This is a genomic window from Nordella sp. HKS 07 (genome assembly GCF_011046735.1).
Taxonomy (GTDB): domain Bacteria; phylum Pseudomonadota; class Alphaproteobacteria; order Rhizobiales; family Aestuariivirgaceae; genus Taklimakanibacter.
This window is the reverse complement of record NZ_CP049258.1, coordinates 2,357,850-2,374,036: the sequence shown is the minus strand read 5'-3', so window position 1 is coordinate 2,374,036 and position 16,187 is coordinate 2,357,850. Positions and strand designations below refer to the sequence as shown.

18 protein-coding genes are annotated in these 16,187 nt (G+C 62.5%); 8 read left to right on the top strand and 10 right to left on the bottom strand.

Translation table 11 applies throughout. The features are described 5' to 3' along the window. The first annotated feature begins 1 nt into the window (after position 1). The 3 genes from hslV to hslU are packed head-to-tail and all read left to right on the top strand — an operon-like array spanning position 2 to position 2,890. Positions 2-547 carry an ATP-dependent protease subunit HslV gene (hslV, locus tag G5V57_RS11075; protein WP_165167549.1) on the top strand — a complete coding sequence of 182 codons (546 nt, stop codon included), beginning with the start codon at positions 2-4 and terminating at the stop codon, positions 545-547. Continuing rightward, positions 541-1,578: a hypothetical protein gene (locus G5V57_RS11070; RefSeq protein ID WP_165167548.1), complete on the top strand. Its 1,038-nt coding sequence runs from the start codon at positions 541-543 to the stop codon at positions 1,576-1,578. Before hslV ends, G5V57_RS11070 begins: the two co-directional genes overlap by 7 nt. Positions 1,579-1,585: 7 nt before the next feature. After that, entirely contained in the window at positions 1,586-2,890 is a 1,305-nt protein-coding gene (hslU, locus tag G5V57_RS11065) for an ATP-dependent protease ATPase subunit HslU (RefSeq protein WP_165167547.1), read from the top strand. 157 nt (positions 2,891-3,047) lie between these two features. Here the strand turns inward: hslU and G5V57_RS11060 are convergent, their stop codons facing one another. From G5V57_RS11060 to G5V57_RS11045, 4 genes are read right to left on the bottom strand one after another with little or no spacing between them, the layout of a single operon-like run. Then, positions 3,048-3,416 carry a helix-turn-helix domain-containing protein gene (locus tag G5V57_RS11060; protein ID WP_165167546.1) on the bottom strand — a complete coding sequence of 123 codons (369 nt, stop codon included), beginning with the start codon at positions 3,414-3,416 and terminating at the stop codon, positions 3,048-3,050. After that, positions 3,413-3,994, bottom strand: a complete 582-nt coding sequence (locus G5V57_RS11055) for a Smr/MutS family protein (protein WP_165167545.1) — start codon at positions 3,992-3,994, stop codon at positions 3,413-3,415. The genes G5V57_RS11060 and G5V57_RS11055 overlap by 4 nt, the downstream gene beginning before the upstream one ends. Then, positions 3,991-5,166, bottom strand: coding sequence for a murein transglycosylase A (locus tag G5V57_RS11050; RefSeq protein ID WP_165167544.1), 1,176 nt, complete (start codon positions 5,164-5,166; stop codon positions 3,991-3,993). Before G5V57_RS11050 ends, G5V57_RS11055 begins: the two co-directional genes overlap by 4 nt. 45 nt (positions 5,167-5,211) lie before the next feature. Further along, positions 5,212-5,925, bottom strand: a complete 714-nt coding sequence (locus G5V57_RS11045) for a Tim44/TimA family putative adaptor protein (RefSeq protein ID WP_165174024.1) — start codon at positions 5,923-5,925, stop codon at positions 5,212-5,214. A gap of 222 nt (positions 5,926-6,147) precedes the next feature. On the opposite strand from G5V57_RS11045, the gene G5V57_RS11040 reads away from it, so the two are divergent. Beyond that, entirely contained in the window at positions 6,148-6,498 is a 351-nt protein-coding gene (locus G5V57_RS11040) for an FxsA family protein (RefSeq protein ID WP_256378687.1), read from the top strand. A 77-nt stretch (positions 6,499-6,575) separates the two neighbouring features. Beyond that, on the top strand, positions 6,576-7,136 hold the full coding sequence (secB, locus tag G5V57_RS11035) for a protein-export chaperone SecB (protein ID WP_165167542.1): 561 nt from the start codon (positions 6,576-6,578) through the stop codon (positions 7,134-7,136). Between the two features lie 89 nt (positions 7,137-7,225). Here secB and dnaQ read toward each other — a convergent pair whose 3' ends face one another. From dnaQ to G5V57_RS11010, 5 genes are read right to left on the bottom strand one after another with little or no spacing between them, the layout of a single operon-like run. Beyond that, the gene (gene dnaQ / locus G5V57_RS11030) at positions 7,226-7,918 is read right to left on the bottom strand and encodes a DNA polymerase III subunit epsilon (protein WP_165167541.1); all 693 of its coding nucleotides are present in this window, start codon (positions 7,916-7,918) and stop codon (positions 7,226-7,228) included. Positions 7,919-7,933: 15 nt separating this feature from the next. Then, complete coding sequence (gene coaE, locus G5V57_RS11025) at positions 7,934-8,524, bottom strand: dephospho-CoA kinase (RefSeq protein ID WP_165167540.1); 591 nt, start codon at positions 8,522-8,524, stop codon at positions 7,934-7,936. After that, entirely contained in the window at positions 8,521-9,363 is an 843-nt protein-coding gene (locus G5V57_RS11020; protein WP_165167539.1) for a shikimate dehydrogenase, read from the bottom strand. The genes coaE and G5V57_RS11020 overlap by 4 nt, the downstream gene beginning before the upstream one ends. Continuing rightward, complete coding sequence (locus tag G5V57_RS11015; protein ID WP_165167538.1) at positions 9,360-9,947, bottom strand: nucleoside triphosphate pyrophosphatase; 588 nt, start codon at positions 9,945-9,947, stop codon at positions 9,360-9,362. Before G5V57_RS11015 ends, G5V57_RS11020 begins: the two co-directional genes overlap by 4 nt. Next, positions 9,944-10,756, bottom strand: a complete 813-nt coding sequence (locus tag G5V57_RS11010) for a pyruvate, water dikinase regulatory protein (protein WP_165167537.1) — start codon at positions 10,754-10,756, stop codon at positions 9,944-9,946. Before G5V57_RS11010 ends, G5V57_RS11015 begins: the two co-directional genes overlap by 4 nt. A 386-nt stretch (positions 10,757-11,142) precedes the next feature. Between G5V57_RS11010 and hemE the strand changes: the two genes are divergently transcribed. The 3 genes from hemE (at position 11,143) to rho (ending at position 14,104) form a co-directional block, all read left to right on the top strand. After that, entirely contained in the window at positions 11,143-12,177 is a 1,035-nt protein-coding gene (gene hemE / locus G5V57_RS11005) for a uroporphyrinogen decarboxylase (RefSeq protein WP_165167536.1), read from the top strand. A gap of 6 nt (positions 12,178-12,183) precedes the next feature. Beyond that, entirely contained in the window at positions 12,184-12,615 is a 432-nt protein-coding gene (gene hemJ / locus G5V57_RS11000; protein ID WP_165167535.1) for a protoporphyrinogen oxidase HemJ, read from the top strand. A gap of 205 nt (positions 12,616-12,820) precedes the next feature. After that, entirely contained in the window at positions 12,821-14,104 is a 1,284-nt protein-coding gene (gene rho, locus G5V57_RS10995; RefSeq protein ID WP_165167534.1) for a transcription termination factor Rho, read from the top strand. Here rho and G5V57_RS10990 read toward each other — a convergent pair. Beyond that, the gene (locus G5V57_RS10990; RefSeq protein ID WP_165167533.1) at positions 14,090-16,126 is read right to left on the bottom strand and encodes a thioredoxin domain-containing protein; all 2,037 of its coding nucleotides are present in this window, start codon (positions 16,124-16,126) and stop codon (positions 14,090-14,092) included. The genes rho and G5V57_RS10990 overlap by 15 nt on opposite strands. Positions 16,127-16,187 lie beyond the last annotated feature (61 nt).

The following is a 16,187-nucleotide window of genomic DNA, read 5'->3' as shown; positions in this document are numbered from 1 at the left end:
CATGAGCGATCCCCAGCAGTGGCACGGCACGACCATACTGAGCCTCCGTAAAGGCAACCGGGTGGTGATCGCGGGCGACGGCCAGGTCTCCATCGGCCAGACGGTCATCAAATCCAACGCCCGCAAGGTCAGGCCGCTGGCCGGAGGCTCGGTGATCTCGGGTTTCGCCGGCGCGACCGCCGATGCCATGACGCTGTTCGAGCGGCTCGAAGCCAAACTCGAGCAATATCCGCTCCAGCTCACCCGCGCCTGCGTCGAGCTCGCCAAGGACTGGCGCACCGACCGCTATCTCAGGCGCCTGGAAGCCATGATGATCGTCGCCGACACGCAGGTCAGCCTGGTGCTCACCGGCACTGGCGACGTGCTCGAGCCCGAGCGCGGCGTGATCGGCATCGGTTCGGGCGGCAATTATGCGCTGGCGGCGGCGCGGGCTCTGATCGATACCGACATGGAAGCCGAAGCGATCGCCCGCAAGGCGATGGCCATCGCGGCCGAGATCTGCGTCTACACAAACAATAATCTGACCGTCGAAAGCCTCGCATGCTGACACGCGCCGATCTCGATGAGGCCGTGAGGAGCGGCATCATCACGGAAGGCCAAGCGGCGGCGTTGCAGGAGCTGCCGGCGAAACGCCAGGCGGCGCGGCATCTTCATGGGGCGGGCGACGAACGCTTCGTGTTCATGAAAAACTTCAACGAGTTCTTCATTGCGCTCGGCGTCGTGCTGCTCAGCATCGGCCTGTGGGCGGCCAATATCACCTTCCTGGGGCTCGGCGCCGGATTCATCATCATATTCATCGCCGTGATGTGGGCGCTCGCCGAATATCTGACGCGCCAGCTCAAGCTCACCTTGCCCAGCATCATACTGGCGCTGTTCATCGTGCCCGGCATGGCTTGGCAGCTCTACGGGCTGCTCCAGATGGGCAACAGCGACATGGGATGGGCGGGCTTCCCGCAGAGCCTGCTGATCCCCGGCCTCGCCGCGAGCCTCGCCGCACTTCTGTTCTATCTGCGCTTCCGGCTGCCCTTCGCGCTTCTTCTTCTCGCCGGCAGCCTGGTCGCCGCCTTCATCGCCGCCTATGCGAGGCTCTTCGGTGAAACCTCAGAAGCCGTCACCTATGGTCTATTCCTGTTCGCCGGACTGGCCACGCTGGCGGCGGCGCAGTGGTATGACAGTTCGGACCGCGAGCGCCTGACGCGGCGCGCCGATTGCGGCTTCTGGCTCACCTTGATCGCGGCCCCCTTGATCGTGCATCCGATCGCCGGGCTGATCTCGTCGGGTGAGGAAATGACGCCTGAGACGAGCCTCGTCACCGTCGCCGTCGTGGTCGTCTTCACGCTCGCCGCCCTTATCATCGACCGGCGCGCCTTGCTCGTCTCCTCGCTCGCTTATCTGGGCGGCGCCATGGTCTATGCCTTCACCCGCCTCGGCGGCGAGCAGAATGCGACGTGGATCACGCTCCTCCTCATCGGCGCCAGCGTCATCCTTCTGGGCGTCGGCTGGCAGCGGGCGCGACGCGCCGTGATGTCTTTCATTCCTTTATCCCTCACCCAATATCTGCCTGTCGTCAGAAGCTGAGTTATCCATGACCGACTTTACTCCCCGCGAAATCGTTTCCGAACTCGACCGTCACATCGTCGGCCAGAAGGACGCCAAGCGCGCCGTCGCCATCGCGCTGCGCAACCGCTGGCGGCGCAAGCAGCTCGAGGGTTCCTTGCGAGAAGAGGTGATGCCCAAGAACATCCTGATGATCGGACCCACCGGCGTGGGCAAGACCGAGATCGCGCGCCGCCTCGCCAAGCTCGCCAATGCGCCCTTCATCAAGGTGGAGGCGACGAAGTTCACCGAAGTCGGCTATGTCGGGCGCGATGTCGAGCAGATGATCCGCGACCTGCTCGAGGCGGCGATCGGCATGGTGAAGACGGCGCGCCGCAAGGATGTCGAGGCGCAGGCCCATATCAATGCGGAAAGCCGCGTGCTCGATGCTCTCGTCGGCGTGAATGCAGCAGAGACGACGCGCGAGAGCTTCCGCAAGAAGCTGCGCTCGGGCGAGCTCGACACCAAGGAGATCGAGGTCCAGGTGATGGATTCGCCGGCGGTGCCGAGCTTCGACATTCCGGGCATGCCGGGGGGTTCGGCGAGCGTGATCAATCTCTCCGACATGCTGGGCAAGGCCTTCGGGCATCGGCTCAAATCGAAGCGCTTGACGGTAAAGGCGAGCCACGAAGTTCTGCTCGCCGAGGAAAGCGACAAGCTGCTCGACCAGGAGCAGATCACCCAGGAGGCGATCGACGTCACCGAGAACAACGGCATTGTCTTCCTCGACGAGGTCGACAAGATCTGTGCCCGCTCGGAGCGCCAGGGCGCGGATGTGAGCCGCGAGGGCGTGCAGCGCGATCTCCTGCCCCTCATCGAAGGCACGACGGTGTCGACCAAATACGGTCCGGTGAAGACCGATCATATCCTCTTCATCGCGTCGGGCGCCTTCCACATCGCCAAGCCGTCCGACCTGCTGCCTGAGCTGCAGGGCCGGCTGCCGATCCGCGTCGAGCTCAAGGCGCTGACACGCGACGATTTCCGCCGCATCCTGACCGAGCCGGAGGCGAGCCTGATCAAGCAATACAAGGCGCTGCTCCAGACCGAGGGCGTCACGCTCGACTTCAGCGAGGACGGCATCGACGCGCTCGCTGATATCGCCGCCGAGATCAATGCGGCGATCGAGAATATCGGCGCCAGGCGTCTGCAGACCGTGATGGAGCGGGTGCTCGACGATGTGAGCTATTCGGCGACCGACCGCTCCGGCGAGACGGTCAGGATCGACAAGGATTTCGTCGAGAAGAATCTGGGCGATCTGGCGCGTAATACCGATCTGTCGAAGTTCATTTTGTAAGTGCTTCTTGTCCTTCCTCCTTGCGGGGACGGTGGTTCATCCGGCCGTAGGCCGGGTGAACCGGATGGGGGTCGGGTGGTCGCGCAAGTGCTCACGCGCCACCCGACTCCCACCCCGACGCTTCGCGTCGACCCTCCCCGCAAGGGAGAGGGTGAGTTCATTTCTTCTTCAGCTTCTTGCGGTTGAGCACCGCGAGCATCTCGGCGAGCTCCTTCTGGTCGAGCTCGGAAATGTCGTCGGCCAGGCGGTTGGCGAGCTCGGTCGCCTGGGGTGCCAAGCCCGACGTGTCGATGACGACGCGCGGATGCGAGATACGGGCAAGGCGCACGACATCCTCCGCCTCGTCCCAGATGATGTTGAAGTAGCTGATGATGCGCTGAAGCAGATGCCAGCCCGGGCGCCCGCGCTTGCCATGCTCGAGAGCGGAGAGATAGGCGCTCGACACGCCGATCGCTTCCGCCATCTCCTTCAAGGTCACATTGCGCTCGGCCCGGAGCTTGCGCATGCGTTCGCCGAAGGGCGTCATCTTCCGCTGCGCTCCTTCTTGCGCAATTTCACATAGAAGGCTCCACCGCCCCCATGGCGCGGATGGGCCGGCTGAAAGCCGGCGATATGCTCGCGGAAGCGTGTCTCATGAAACCATTCGGGCGCCAGGCGCCGCAGACGGCCCTGGCGCTCCGGCGCGTGATAGTGATCGGAGCCGTGCAGCGTGTGGCGCGCGAAGGGCGACGCGCCCTTGCCGGTGATGACGAGAACGAGGCGCAGGCCGCGCGCCCGCGAATCGATCAGGAAGTGCAAAAGACGGTCATGCGAGCGCTCGATGCCGGTGCCATGGAGATCGATGCGCGCCTCGATCTCGACCTGGCCGCGCGTCATGCGCCGTTCCTGGCGCCGGTCGAGGCCGGTGATCGGCGGCGGCTCATGCCGAGAGACTGGTGGCCGGGCGATCGCTTTCTGCGGTTCGGCGGGCGTGGCCTTCGCCTTGACACCGAGCGCCGGGATATCGGCCTTGGCCGGCGGCTTTTTCTTCGCCTTGTGGAGGGGCTTGACGGTCCGGGCGACATCCTCCCATAGCGCATAATCGGGCGGGAGCTTGCGGATCATTGCTTACTGAGCAGCCTCTTGGCCAGCGCCTTGGGCAGGAGCACGATCATGCGCCCCGGGCTCTTCATATGGCCCGCTGTCAGGGCGGCCGCCTCGCCCGCGCCCCAGAAGACATCGCCGCGCGCATGGCCCTTGATGGCCGTGCCGGTGTCCTGCGCCACCATGAGATTGCGGAACGGCGTGAGCGTTCCGGTCTCGCCGCGGGGCGCTTCGGTGTCGAGCCAGATCGGCGTGCCGAAGACCCAGAGCGAGCGGTCGATGGCGAGGGAATGGTACGGCGTGAGGGCGACTTTCTGGGCGCCGGGCGGCCCGAGCTTGGGATCTTCCACCGTCACTTCGCGAAAGAACACGAAGGACTTGTTCTCCCACATGAGGGCGCGCGCGTCCTTCGGATTCTGGCGCATCCAGGCGCGGATCGCCTGCATCGACATGTCCTCGCGGGCGAGGATGCCGCGTTCGACGAGAAGCCCGCCAATGGCGGTATAGGGCTGGCCGGTCTTAGCGGAAAAGCCCAGACGCATCGTCCTGCCCTCGGGCAGGCGCACACGGCCCGAGCCCTGAACCTGAATGAAGAAGGCGTCGGCCCAATCCTTGAGCCAGACGAGCTCGAGGCCCTGGCCCTTGAGCGCGCCCTCCTCGATCTCGCGGCGGGTGAAATAGCCCTGCGGCTTGCCGTCGACCAGGCGGCCATAGGCGAGGCCCAGGCGCTTGGCGGCACGCTGATCGAAGGCGACGAGATCGGCGGGCCGGGCATAGACCGGCACCTTATACGCGCCGCCGGGCGTCAGACTGCCTTCCGCCTCGGGCTCGTAATAGCCGGTGAACAGGCCCTCGGGCCGCGCCGGATCATGCACGATCAGCGGCGTGAACGCCGCCTCGAAGAAGGCGCGCGGATCACTGCCCGCAGTCAGCGTGGAGCAGACAGCGAGCCAGTCGCGCCTGGTGCCGCCATAGGCGACCTTGCGCCGGAAGGCATGGCCAGTCGCCTCGATTTCGGCGCAGGAACGCTTGAAGGTGGCGAGCGCAGCCCGATGATCGGCCTCACTCCAGCCGGCGATACGGTCGAAGGAGGTCGGCTCGAGAATCGGAGAGGCCGCGGCGCTCATGATCGATGACATGACCAAAAGCAGCGCCGAACTCAAGAGCCGGCGCATGTTGGTTTTTTGGCGCATCGGCTTTTCCGAAAACCGCTTCACACGTTTTAGGCCGATACGCTATCAGCCCGTCTCGTCCGTGGCCGCGAGTTTCCAGTTGGGATCGCGCGAGCCGGTGTCGCGCTCGAAGGTCCACACATCGGTGACCTCGCGCACCTGCTTCGGATCACCCTCGATGACCTCGCCCGCCTTGTTGAGCGTTGCCGAGATAAACTCGGCGAGGAAACGGATGGTGATCGTGGCCTTCTTGCCCTTCATATCAGCACCAACGACGTCCGTCTTGTCGATGCCGACGAAGCGCGATTCGAGCACATTGCCGACCTTTTCGCGCTCCTCGATCGCTTTGGCGAAGCCTTCATAGACATCACGCGAGAGGAGATTCTTGAGCGACTGGCGATCGCCCTGGGCGAAGGCGGTCACCACCATCTCATAGGCGACCTTGGCGCCGTCGACGAATATCTGGGTCGAGAACTGGCTGTCGGCGGCGGCGATCTTCTCCAGGCCCTTGGCGACATTGGAATCGGCCTCAGCATAGCCCGACCAGACAGGTTCAGCCGGCTTGTCCAGCACGGGATTGTCGGGGGCGTTGTCGCGCTGCGGCATATTGATGACATTGCCGTTCGGTTGCGGCTTTTCAGCGCGGCGCTGAGCGGCATAGGGATCGAAAGGCGGCCGCTCGTTGCCGGTCCGTTTGCCGAGGACCGAGCGCAGGCGCAGAATGACCACCACTGCAATCGCAAGGATCAGCAAATTGAGTGGATCAAAAGCCTGATTCATCATTTCGGCGGGTCTTTCGTCTGGCACAAATTGAAGTCACTGTCGTCGCCCCCTTATATAGGGGGGCTTGGGAGCGGACCAAAGTCCGCCGCCTTTTCAGTTCCTACAGGTTTCAGGTGATCAGAACCATATTTTTTGTCCTTTTTGCGCTCGGCCTTCTGGAGCTCTTCCTGCTGGTTAAGACCGGGCAATGGTTCGGCGCGTGGTTTCCCCCTCCTGGCGGTGATACTGGGCTTTGTGGCGGGCGGTGTGACCATCCGCCATACCGGGGTCAAATCGCTGAAGGAAATCGCCCAGGCCAGCCGCAGCGGCCAGACCGGCACGGACGCGGCGCTTGGCGGAATCCTGGGGTTTTTCGCCGGAATCCTGTTCATCCTGCCCGGTCTCCTGTCGGACGCGGCGGCTGTTCTTTTGCTGCTGCCCTTCGTGCAGCGGATCATCGGACGCCGCTTTATCCGGCCGGGCGCCCAGACGCGACGGGGTACGGTGGTGATCGACGGCGAGGCGGTTGAAATCATCGACGAGCGGTTGCCGCGCCCTGATCAGGACAACCCGTCGCCCTGGAACCGGTAGTGCCGTAAAGCTTGCGGGTCGTCGGCCATTTATGATAGCTGGCGGCCCATCATCCTTCACGAAAGGCACGACAGTCCATGGCCAAGACGCCCAAGCAACCGGCCGCCACCAATGGCGGCGCGCATGACGACGAGGCCCCTGAAGCGGTCGCCGCGCCGGAAACCGGCACGATCGATCTCGAGGCCGCCGCGCCGCAGGAAGGTGGTCAGCCGTCGATGCGTATTCTCGGCCAGTATCTGAAGGATCTGAGCTTCGAGAACCCGCACGCGCCGGGCTCGCTCGCCCCGCAAAAGGCGCAGCCCGAAATCAGCATCTCGATCAATGTGAATGCCCGCAACCTGGCGCCGAATGACTTCGAGGTCGAATTGCATATCGACGCCAAGGCTACCGCGGAGAGCAAGGTCGTCTTCGCTGCGGAGATCCTCTACGCCGGTGTGTTCAGGCTCGAGAACTTTCCGCAGAACATGTTGCATCCGGCGGTGCTCATCGAATGCCCGCGCATGCTGTTCCCCTTCGCCCGCCAGATCCTCGGCGATGCGACGCGCAATGGCGGCTTCCCGCCCTTGATGCTCGACCCGATCGATTTCGCCGGCATGTATCAGAAGCGCATGGCCGCTCAGGCGCAAGCCGCGGTCTGATCCGCCCGGATCGCCTCGGCATATTTTCCCTCTCCTGCCAGCGGCGGGAGACGGGGCGCAGCGGACAAGATCAGTCCGTAGACTGAATATCAGTTCAGAATCTCGTTCCACAGCGCCTTCTCGCCGATCTCGGCGAGGAGCGCTTGGTGCGCCGCTATTTCAGCTTCGGTGAGCCGGCTCGGCAGCGGACTGGGCCTCGCCCGCACAAGACCTTGAGGGGTCATCGCGGTGCGTGTCTTGACCGAGATGGCGGAGAGCGACAGCGCCGCCTGGCGGCCGCCGATCAGTTCGAGATAGACATCGGCCAGCAGTTCCGAGTCGAGCAAGGCGCCGTGCTTCTCGCGCTTCGAGTTGTCGATGCCATAGCGTTTGCACAAGGCATCGAGGCTGTTTGGGCCCATGGGATGCTTCTGGCGCGCCAGCCCCAGCGTGTCGATGACGCGCTCGGGCAGGATCGCCGGCCCCTTCACGCGCGCGAGCTCGGCATTGAGAAAGCCGACGTCGAAGGCGGCATTGTGGATGATGAGGCTGGCGCCGTCGATGAAGGCGATGAATTCGTCGGCGATCGCGGCAAAGACCGGCTTGCCTCTCAGGAATTGCGTCGACAGGCCGTGGATGGCCTCGGCATCCGGCGGCATATCGCGCTCGGGATCGATATAGTGATGGAAGACCTTGCCGCTCGGTATGTGATTGATGAGCTCGACGGCGCCGATCTCGACGATGCGATGGCCTTTGGCGTGTTCAATGCCGGTTGTCTCGGTGTCGAGAACGATCTCACGCATCTTCTTTGTCCCGAATCAGCCCTTGGAAAGCTCGGCAATTATACGCCGGACCTGGGCGCGGGCGTGATCGAAACCGCGGCCGCTGTCCACAATGAAATCGGCGCGGGCGCGCTTTTCGGCGTCAGGCAGCTGGCGCGCCAGGATGCTCGCGAATTTCTGCTCCGTCATGCCGGGCCGGGCGAGTACGCGGGTGCGCTGGATATCGGCCGGCGCGGAGACGACGACGATCCTGTCGACGTCGCGATCACGGCCGGTCTCGAAAAGCAGGGGAATGTCGAGAACCGCGAGCGGGGCGTTGCGTTCTCGAGCATCCTCAAGGAATTTCTCCTGCTCGACGCGCACCAGCGGATGCACGATCGCCTCGAGTTTGGTGAAATCCTCAGGCTTGTGGCCGAGATGGCGGGCAAGCTTCTGCCGGTCGATGGCGCCGTCGGTGATGACATCCGGAAAAGCCCGGGCGACGGGCGCCACCGCGGCGCCACCCTTGTCGTAGAGCCGGTGCACGACCGCATCGGAGTCGCAGACCGGCATCCCTTCCCCGGCGAACATCCCGGCGGTCACTGATTTGCCCATGCCGATCGATCCGGTCAGGCCGATCACGATCATCGCCGGTATCCGGGATCGATATCGCGGGCGACAAGGTCATAGAGATCATCGGTCACTTCAGGGCGGGTGCCAAACCACAATTCGAAGCCGCGGACCGCCTGGTGCAGCAGCATGCCGAGCCCGGGCACGATCGGATTGCCGCGCGCCTCGGCGCGCTTGAGCAGATCGGTCTCGAGCGGCGTATAGACGATGTCAGTGACAAGAGCGGTATTCGGCAGGTTGCCGAGATCGATCTCGAGCGCCGGCTGGCCGGTCATACCGAGCGATGTCGTGTTGATCACGAGATCGGCATGGCGCAGCAGGTCGCTCGCTTCGGCCCAGTCATGCGGCTCCGCCCGGCATCCGAAATCGCGCTTCAGCTCTTCCGCCTTGGCGCGCGTACGGTTGGCGATAAAAATCCGGCCGGCGCCAGCATCGAGGAGCGCTCCGACAAGGGCGCGGGTGGCCCCGCCGGCGCCGAGTATGACCACGCTTTGCCCCGCGGCACGCCAGCCGGGGTGGCCGGCCGCGAGGCTCGCAAGGAAACCTTCGCCATCTGTGCTAGTGCCCCATAATTCGCCGTCGCGGGCAAAGACCGTATTGACGACACTGAGCCGGGCGGTCGCCGCATCGGCAGTGCGCACCGCGCGGAAGGCCGCTTCCTTATGCGGGAGAGTCACATTGCAGCCGGCGAGGCCATTAGCCATGAGGCTGGAGAAGAAAGCCGATAGTTCCTCCGGCTTCACCGGGAGCCTTTCATAGCTGCCGGCAATACCATAGCGCTTCAGCCAATAGCCGTGGATGAGCGGTGAGCGTGAATGGCTGATCGGCCATCCAATGACACAGGCTTTCCGGGTCATACCGGCACGGCCCCTTTTCGTCTCAGGAAATCCAGCAGCGGCAGCAGCGGCAAGCCCAGTATGGTGAAGTAGTCGCCGTCGATCTTTTCGAAAAGCTGGGCACCGAGACCTTCGAGCTTGTAGCCACCGACCGATGTCGTCACATCGCCGCCCACCTTCACCAGGTAGTCCTCGAGAAAGCCGTCTGAGAAGGACCGCATCGTCAACGTGGCCTGGCCCAGAGTCTGCCAGACGATCTTTCCATCCTGGGCGCAGCACAAGGCCGTTTCGAGTATATGGCGGCGGCCGCGCAGCTCGGTCATCTGGCGGCGGGCATCCTCTGCGCTGGCCGGCTTGTCATAGGCCCTACCGGCGAGATTGAGAACCTGATCCGCGCCAATGACCAGTGCCCCAGAAACTCGATTCGCCACCGAAACAGCCTTGGCGCCCGCCAGTTTCTGGGCGAGATCTCCGGGACTTAACCCATGAGAGTGTCGTTTCAGCTCCGTTTCGTCCACATCCGGCGCAATCGTTTCGAAAGTAAGCCCGGCTTTGGCCAGAAGTTCGCCTCGGATCCGGCTGGTCGAGGCCAGAACCAGTTTCATGAACTAGAGTCCTCTTTCTCATGACGCTCACGCATCAGGTTGATGATCGCGGCAGCGGTCTCCTCGATCGAGCGGCGGGTCACATCGATGATCGGCCAATTATGGCGGCTGCACAGTCTGCGCATATGTGACAGCTCCGCCGCGATCGCGCCATGATCGACATAGTCGGTCTCGCCCTGTTCATTCATCGCCAGCAGCCGGTGCTTGCGGATCTGGGCGATGCGTTCGGTACTGGCGATGAGACCCACGACGAGCGGTCTGGTGACCGTCTCGAGCTCTTTCGGGGGCGCGATATTGGGCACGATCGGGACATTCGCGGTTTTTATGCCGCGATTGGCGAGATAGATGCTGGTCGGCGTCTTGGAAGAGCGGCTGATGCCTGTCAAGATGACATCGGCCTGCTCGAGATCCTCAGCATGCTGACCATCGTCATGGAGCATGGTGAAGTTCAAGGCGTCTATGCGGCGAAAATATTCAGCGTTGAGAGCATGCTGGCCGCCGAGCTGAGGACGCGACTGGGCATTGAGATATTGGGCGAGGCTGGCGATCACCGGATCGAGGATCGAGATGCAGGGAATGGAGAGCTCGGCGCATCTTCTCTCGAGCTGGGTCCTGAGCTCGGTGTCGATCAGCGTGAAAAGGACCACTCCCGGCTGGCTTTCAATCTCCGTCAGCGCACGCGCGAGCTGTTTGGACGTGCGCACCAGGGCATAGATGTGCTCGACGGGTTGATAGTCGCCATAATAGGCCATGGCGGCGCGGGCCACCGTGTTGAGCGTTTCGCCCGTCGCATCCGAGATCAGATGCATGTGGAAAAATCTTGGCGAGGACACTGGGAAGGCCGGGGATCACTTGTGGATAAAGGGCGCCGGTTAAGGCCTTGGAAAGGTTTCTATCATTTTGTTGGTGGGGTAATCCACAATTTCCCCGGCAAGAATTCCCACCCGCTTATTCTGTGGACAATGGCGCGGCTGTTGACATCAGCCTGATGACCTGTGGACGATATCGCGTACTTAGAGCACAACTCTTTGAGAAACATGCGGTATTTTGCATCAGCCTGTTTCCCTCAGCAGCACTGGGAAAGTGTGATAACAGGTCCCGGTTGGCAAAGTCTGGACAAGGTCAGTATTCATGACTCTCGACCCCCAGCATCCTAATCAGACTCTCATCTATTCTATTCTATTGGTATGTACTCATGAATCATTCAGCGCTGCTCGACGTCTTGAAAGGAAGAAAGCCTTCGAGGCGTCCAGTCTGGTTCATGCGCCAGGCAGGCCGCTATTTGCCTGAGTATCGGGCAACGCGGGGCAAGGCGGGTTCGTTCCTCAAATTGTGTTACGCGCCCGATCTCGCGAAGGAAGTGACGCTGCAGCCATTGCGGCGCTTCGACGTCGACGCGGCGATCGTCTTCGCCGACATATTGGTCGTGCCGCAGGCGATGGGGCTGGGTCTTGCCTTTGCGGAAGGCGAAGGGCCGGTCGTCGAGAAGGTCAGCGGGTCCGACCGGGTGAATGCCTTGCGGCCGCTCGATGAAGCGGAGGAAGTACGTCTCGTCTGCGAGACGGTGAAAGCCGTCAAGGCGGAATTGCCACATGATATCGCATTGATCGGTTTCTGCGGCGCCCCGTGGACGGTGGCAAGCTACATGATCGGTGGCGGCGGAGAAGGCGGGCGGGAGGTGGCGCGCGCGGTTGCAGCGAGCCGGCCGGAGTGGTTCACCGTTCTGATGGAGCTGGTGATCGAGGCATCGGCGGCCTATCTCGTGCGTCAGATCGATGCAGGCGCCGATGTGGTGCAGATTTTCGATTCCTGGGCGGGAGACCTGCCGGGCTATCTGCAGGAGACACTGAGCGGGGAGCCGATCGCGGCCATCATAACAAAGGTCCGGGAGCAGAGGCCGGGCGTGCCGGTGATCGTTTTCGCCCGCGGCGCGGGAGCGGGCCATAAGCGGATCGGCGAAATGACCGGGGCTGAATGCTTAGGGGTGGAGACGTCGATGCGGCTCGATTGGGCGCGGGACAATCTATCGGCGGCCCATGCCATTCAGGGCAATCTCGATCCTCTGCTGGTGGAAGCGGGCGGCAAGGCTTTGGAGGAAGGCGTGGAGGAAGTGGCTCGTGTCCTGCCGATGGAGCGGCATATCTTCAATCTGGGGCACGGGATGCGGCCGGCGACGCCGCCAGAGCATGTCGATCGGGTGGTGAAAATCTTGCGCAAACGAGATGGATAGCTGGCTATGGCGTATCTATGGCTCAAGGCATTCCACATCATTGCGATGGTGGCCTGGATGGCGGGGTTGTTCTATCTGCCGCGGCTGATGGTCTATCATCGGCGCACCGCGGTGGGCGGGGAAACCTCTGAAATCTTCAAGACCATGGAGCGCCGACTGCTCAAGGCGATCATGTATCCGGCGATGGGTCTGACCTGGGTCTTTGGCCTGGCGCTGATCTGGGTGACGGATGCGGCGGCGAATCCGAGCCTGTGGCTATGGGTCAAGCTTCTGGGCGCTGTCGCGATGACGGCCTTTCATTTGTGGCTGGCAAAATTCGTCAAGGCGTTCGGCGAGGATGAGCGGCCGCGCGATGAGGGGTTCTTCCGGCTGATCAACGAGGTCCCGACGGTGCTCCTGATCGTCATCGTGATCATGGCGGTGGTAAAACCGCTCTGAAAATTAATAGTTTTCAAGGGGAGCGGATTTTGTTAAAGCTCTCGCGAAGCAGTGACCGGTTCAAGGTTCCCCCCTCAAAGGACCGGCAGGATTCTTCTCCAGAATCAGCTCCCTCCCTCGCCCGCCGGGCCCCTTGTTTAAGACCCGGTACCTCAACACCGATTTTTGGTCGATGCCGGCTTTTCCGGCGTCCACGATAACCCCCATGACAACCATTTCAGAACTCAAAGAAATAAAACTCCATTCCCTGAAGGAAAAAACACCCGCGGAGCTCCTGGTCATCGCCGAGGAGCTGCAGGTCGAGAACGCCAGCGCGCTGCGCAAGCAGGAGCTGATGTTCGCCATCCTCAAGAGCTTGGCGGCACGCGACGTCGAGATCATCGGCGAAGGCGTCGTCGAGGTGCTGCAGGACGGCTTCGGTTTCCTGCGCTCTCCCGACGCGAATTATCTTGCCGGTCCCGACGATATCTATGTGAGCCCGAGCCAGATCCGGCGCTTCACCTTGCGCACCGGCGATACGGTCGAGGGGCAGATCCGCAGCCCGAAGGACGGCGAACGCTATTTCGCGCTGCTCAAGGTCAACACGATCAATTTCGAGGATCCGGACAAGACCCGTCATAAAGTTCATTTCGACAACCTGACGCCGCTCTATCCGGACGAGCGGCTTGAAATGGAAATCCAGGATCCGACGAGGAAGGATTTCTCGGCCCGGGTGATCGATATCGTGTCGCCGATCGGCAAGGGCCAGCGCGGCCTGATCGTGGCGCCGCCGCGCACCGGCAAAACGGTGCTCCTGCAGAATATCGCGCAGTCGATCACCTCAAACCATCCGGAATGCTATCTGATCGTTCTCCTGATCGACGAGCGCCCGGAAGAAGTGACCGATATGCAGCGGTCCGTTAAGGGCGAAGTCATATCGTCGACCTTCGACGAACCGGCGTCGCGACATGTGCAGGTCGCCGAAATGGTGATCGAGAAAGCCAAGCGCCTGGTCGAGCATGGCCGCGACGTGGTCATCCTGCTCGATTCGATCACCCGGCTCGGGCGCGCCTATAACACCGTGGTGCCCTCATCCGGTAAGGTGCTGACCGGCGGTGTGGACGCCAATGCGTTGCAGCGGCCGAAGCGGTTCTTCGGCGCGGCGCGCAATATCGAGGAAGGCGGGTCGCTGACGATCATCGCCACAGCGCTGATCGATACCGGCAGCCGCATGGACGAAGTGATCTTCGAAGAGTTCAAAGGCACCGGCAACTCGGAAATCATCCTCGACCGCAAGGTGGCGGACAAGCGTGTCTTCCCGTCGATCGACATTCTGCGCTCCGGCACCCGCAAGGAAGAGTTGCTGGTCAAGCCGGACCTGCTGAAGAAGACCTATGTTCTGCGCCGCATCCTGAACCCGATGGGAACCGTGGATGCGATCGAGTTCCTGCTCGACAAGTTACGCCAGACCAAGACGAATGGCGACTTCTTCGACTCAATGAACGCGTAACAGCGCAAGCGCTTCATCGACCTGTTCAACTGTTTCAGCCGGGGCGGCACAGACCTGTCCCCGGCAGAGATAGGCGCGTGACTGGGATCCTGAGGATTTGTGCCGGGCGGGATGGGCCGCGGGCAAACTCTCCGGGTCAGCGATCCACTGTATGATAGCATTTGTGCCGGTCGCGGCGATCAGCCGCCGGAAACGCGGATCGCCGAAAGGATCGCCTTCCCTCCCGCTCATGACGATCTGCACCGGATCGGCAAGTACGGTGAAGGCGTCGATAAAGCTCGCATAACCGAAGGGATTGTTGATCGCCTCGGCGGCGAAAGCGCGGTGGATGGCGTGCGCCTTGTCGAGGTGGGCTGGATCGCCGGTCAGATGATGGAGAGCGGCGAGATTGCGCAGCATGACGGCGTTGGCATTGGGAGTTGCATCGTCATGGCCCTGAATGCCTCGATGAATGAGGCCCGCTTCGGCTGAGGCAAAGGCGAAGGCGCCTCGTTTGGCATCCCAATGATGATCGATCATGGCGGCGCAGAGCTTCTCGGCCAAGACGAGGTGATTGCCGCCCGGGGTAATGGCTATCAAGGCCAGGGCGGCCGTGATCATGTGGGCATAACCCTCAGCGGTTGCGTCATAGCGCAATCGCCCAGCGCGCCAGGAATGATGAAGGCGCTCCTCCTTCCAATGATGTGCGATGATGGCGGCGAAAGCATCCTGGGCGAGTTTCGCCCAATCCGGCCGCGCCAGCAGGAGAGCGGCGTCGGCGAGAGCCGAGATCATGAGGCCGTTCCAATCGGCGAGGACCTTGTCGTCATAGCCGGGCGGGATGCGCTTGGTGCGTGCGGCAAAGAGAATCTGGCGTGAGGCCGCGAGACGGCGCTCACTCTCTTCATCGAGAAGCGGGAGAGACTTCAGTCGATTGAGGATGGTGTGGCCTTCCCAATTGCCGGCAGGGGACACATCGTAGATCTTGGCGAAGAGCGGGAAGTCGGTTTCGGAAAGAAGGCCGGCGATTTCTGCTGCGGTCCAGACGTAGAATTTGCCCTCCTCGCCTTCCGAATCTGCGTCGTAGCTCGCGGCAAATGCGCCGATCGGGGTCGTCATCTCACGCTGGACGAAGCCGATGGTCTCCTCGATTCGGTGGTGGAACAAGTCGTTGCCGGTGCGGCTGGCGACGCGTGCCAGGAGGGAGACGAGCTGGGCGTTGTCATAGAGCATCTTCTCGAAATGCGGGACGAGCCAACGGGCGTCGACTGAATAGCGTGCGAAGCCGCCACCGAGGTGATCGTAGATGCCGCCCTGGCAGATATGGGTCAGGGTGGTGATAACCGCGTCGGCGAGGCGGTGATCGTGGTCGCGCTCGGCCATGGTCCAGAGAAATGCGAAAAGCGATGCCTGCGGGAATTTGGGGGCGCCCTTCAGGCCGCCATGCTCAGGGTCGATAGCGCGGAGAAAAATCTGGGCGGCGTCGCGGGTGATATCGAGGGTAAGCGTCGCCTCCGCCTGTGGTTGTGTCGACTCGCGGCTGAGGGCGGAGAGGATCGCGGTGGCGTTGGTGGCGACCTTGTCGCGCTCCTCGCGCCAGATGCGGTTTATCTCCTTCAGCACATAGCGGAAGCTCGGCCGGCCATAGAGGGACTCCTTAGGGAAGTAGGTGCCGCCCCAGAAAGGGTGACCGTCAGGGGTCAGGAACATGGTGAGCGGCCAGCCGCCCTGCTCGCCGAGCGAATGCAGCGCCTGCATATAGAGGCGGTCGACATCGGGCCGCTCTTCGCGATCGACCTTGATCGCGACGAAATGGGCGTTCATGAGATGGGCAGTCTCTTCGTCCTCGAAGCTCTCATGCGCCATGACATGGCACCAATGGCAGGCGGCATAGCCGACGGACAGGATGATGGGCTTGTCCTCGGTGCGCGCCTTGGCGAAGGCGGGGTCGCCCCAGGCCATCCAGTGGACCGGGTTGTCCTTGTGCTGGAGGAGGTAGGGGCTGGTTTCGTCTTTAAGAAGATTTGCGGATAATGCGGTCATAACGCCATGCTAGCCCGTTGAGGCCTCAAGGGAAACCTGGCGATGGAACACAGTATCGATT

Excerpts from the sequence above, each read along its gene's own strand:
- hslV (WP_165167549.1), top strand. The coding sequence starts at position 2 with ATGAGCGATCCCCAGCAGTGGCACGGCACGACCATACTGAGCCTCCGT.
- G5V57_RS11070 (WP_165167548.1), top strand. The coding sequence starts at position 541 with ATGCTGACACGCGCCGATCTCGATGAGGCCGTGAGGAGCGGCATCATC.
- hslU (WP_165167547.1), top strand. The coding sequence starts at position 1,586 with ATGACCGACTTTACTCCCCGCGAAATCGTTTCCGAACTCGACCGTCAC.
- G5V57_RS11060 (WP_165167546.1), bottom strand. The coding sequence starts at position 3,416 with ATGACGCCCTTCGGCGAACGCATGCGCAAGCTCCGGGCCGAGCGCAAT.
- G5V57_RS11055 (WP_165167545.1), bottom strand. The coding sequence starts at position 3,994 with ATGATCCGCAAGCTCCCGCCCGATTATGCGCTATGGGAGGATGTCGCC.
- G5V57_RS11050 (WP_165167544.1), bottom strand. The coding sequence starts at position 5,166 with ATGCGCCAAAAAACCAACATGCGCCGGCTCTTGAGTTCGGCGCTGCTT.
- G5V57_RS11045 (WP_165174024.1), bottom strand. The coding sequence starts at position 5,925 with ATGAATCAGGCTTTTGATCCACTCAATTTGCTGATCCTTGCGATTGCA.
- secB (WP_165167542.1), top strand. The coding sequence starts at position 6,576 with ATGGCCAAGACGCCCAAGCAACCGGCCGCCACCAATGGCGGCGCGCAT.
- dnaQ (WP_165167541.1), bottom strand. The coding sequence starts at position 7,918 with ATGCGTGAGATCGTTCTCGACACCGAGACAACCGGCATTGAACACGCC.
- coaE (WP_165167540.1), bottom strand. The coding sequence starts at position 8,524 with ATGATCGTGATCGGCCTGACCGGATCGATCGGCATGGGCAAATCAGTG.
- G5V57_RS11020 (WP_165167539.1), bottom strand. The coding sequence starts at position 9,363 with ATGACCCGGAAAGCCTGTGTCATTGGATGGCCGATCAGCCATTCACGC.
- G5V57_RS11015 (WP_165167538.1), bottom strand. The coding sequence starts at position 9,947 with ATGAAACTGGTTCTGGCCTCGACCAGCCGGATCCGAGGCGAACTTCTG.
- G5V57_RS11010 (WP_165167537.1), bottom strand. The coding sequence starts at position 10,756 with ATGCATCTGATCTCGGATGCGACGGGCGAAACGCTCAACACGGTGGCC.
- hemE (WP_165167536.1), top strand. The coding sequence starts at position 11,143 with ATGAATCATTCAGCGCTGCTCGACGTCTTGAAAGGAAGAAAGCCTTCG.
- hemJ (WP_165167535.1), top strand. The coding sequence starts at position 12,184 with ATGGCGTATCTATGGCTCAAGGCATTCCACATCATTGCGATGGTGGCC.
- rho (WP_165167534.1), top strand. The coding sequence starts at position 12,821 with ATGACAACCATTTCAGAACTCAAAGAAATAAAACTCCATTCCCTGAAG.
- G5V57_RS10990 (WP_165167533.1), bottom strand. The coding sequence starts at position 16,126 with ATGACCGCATTATCCGCAAATCTTCTTAAAGACGAAACCAGCCCCTAC.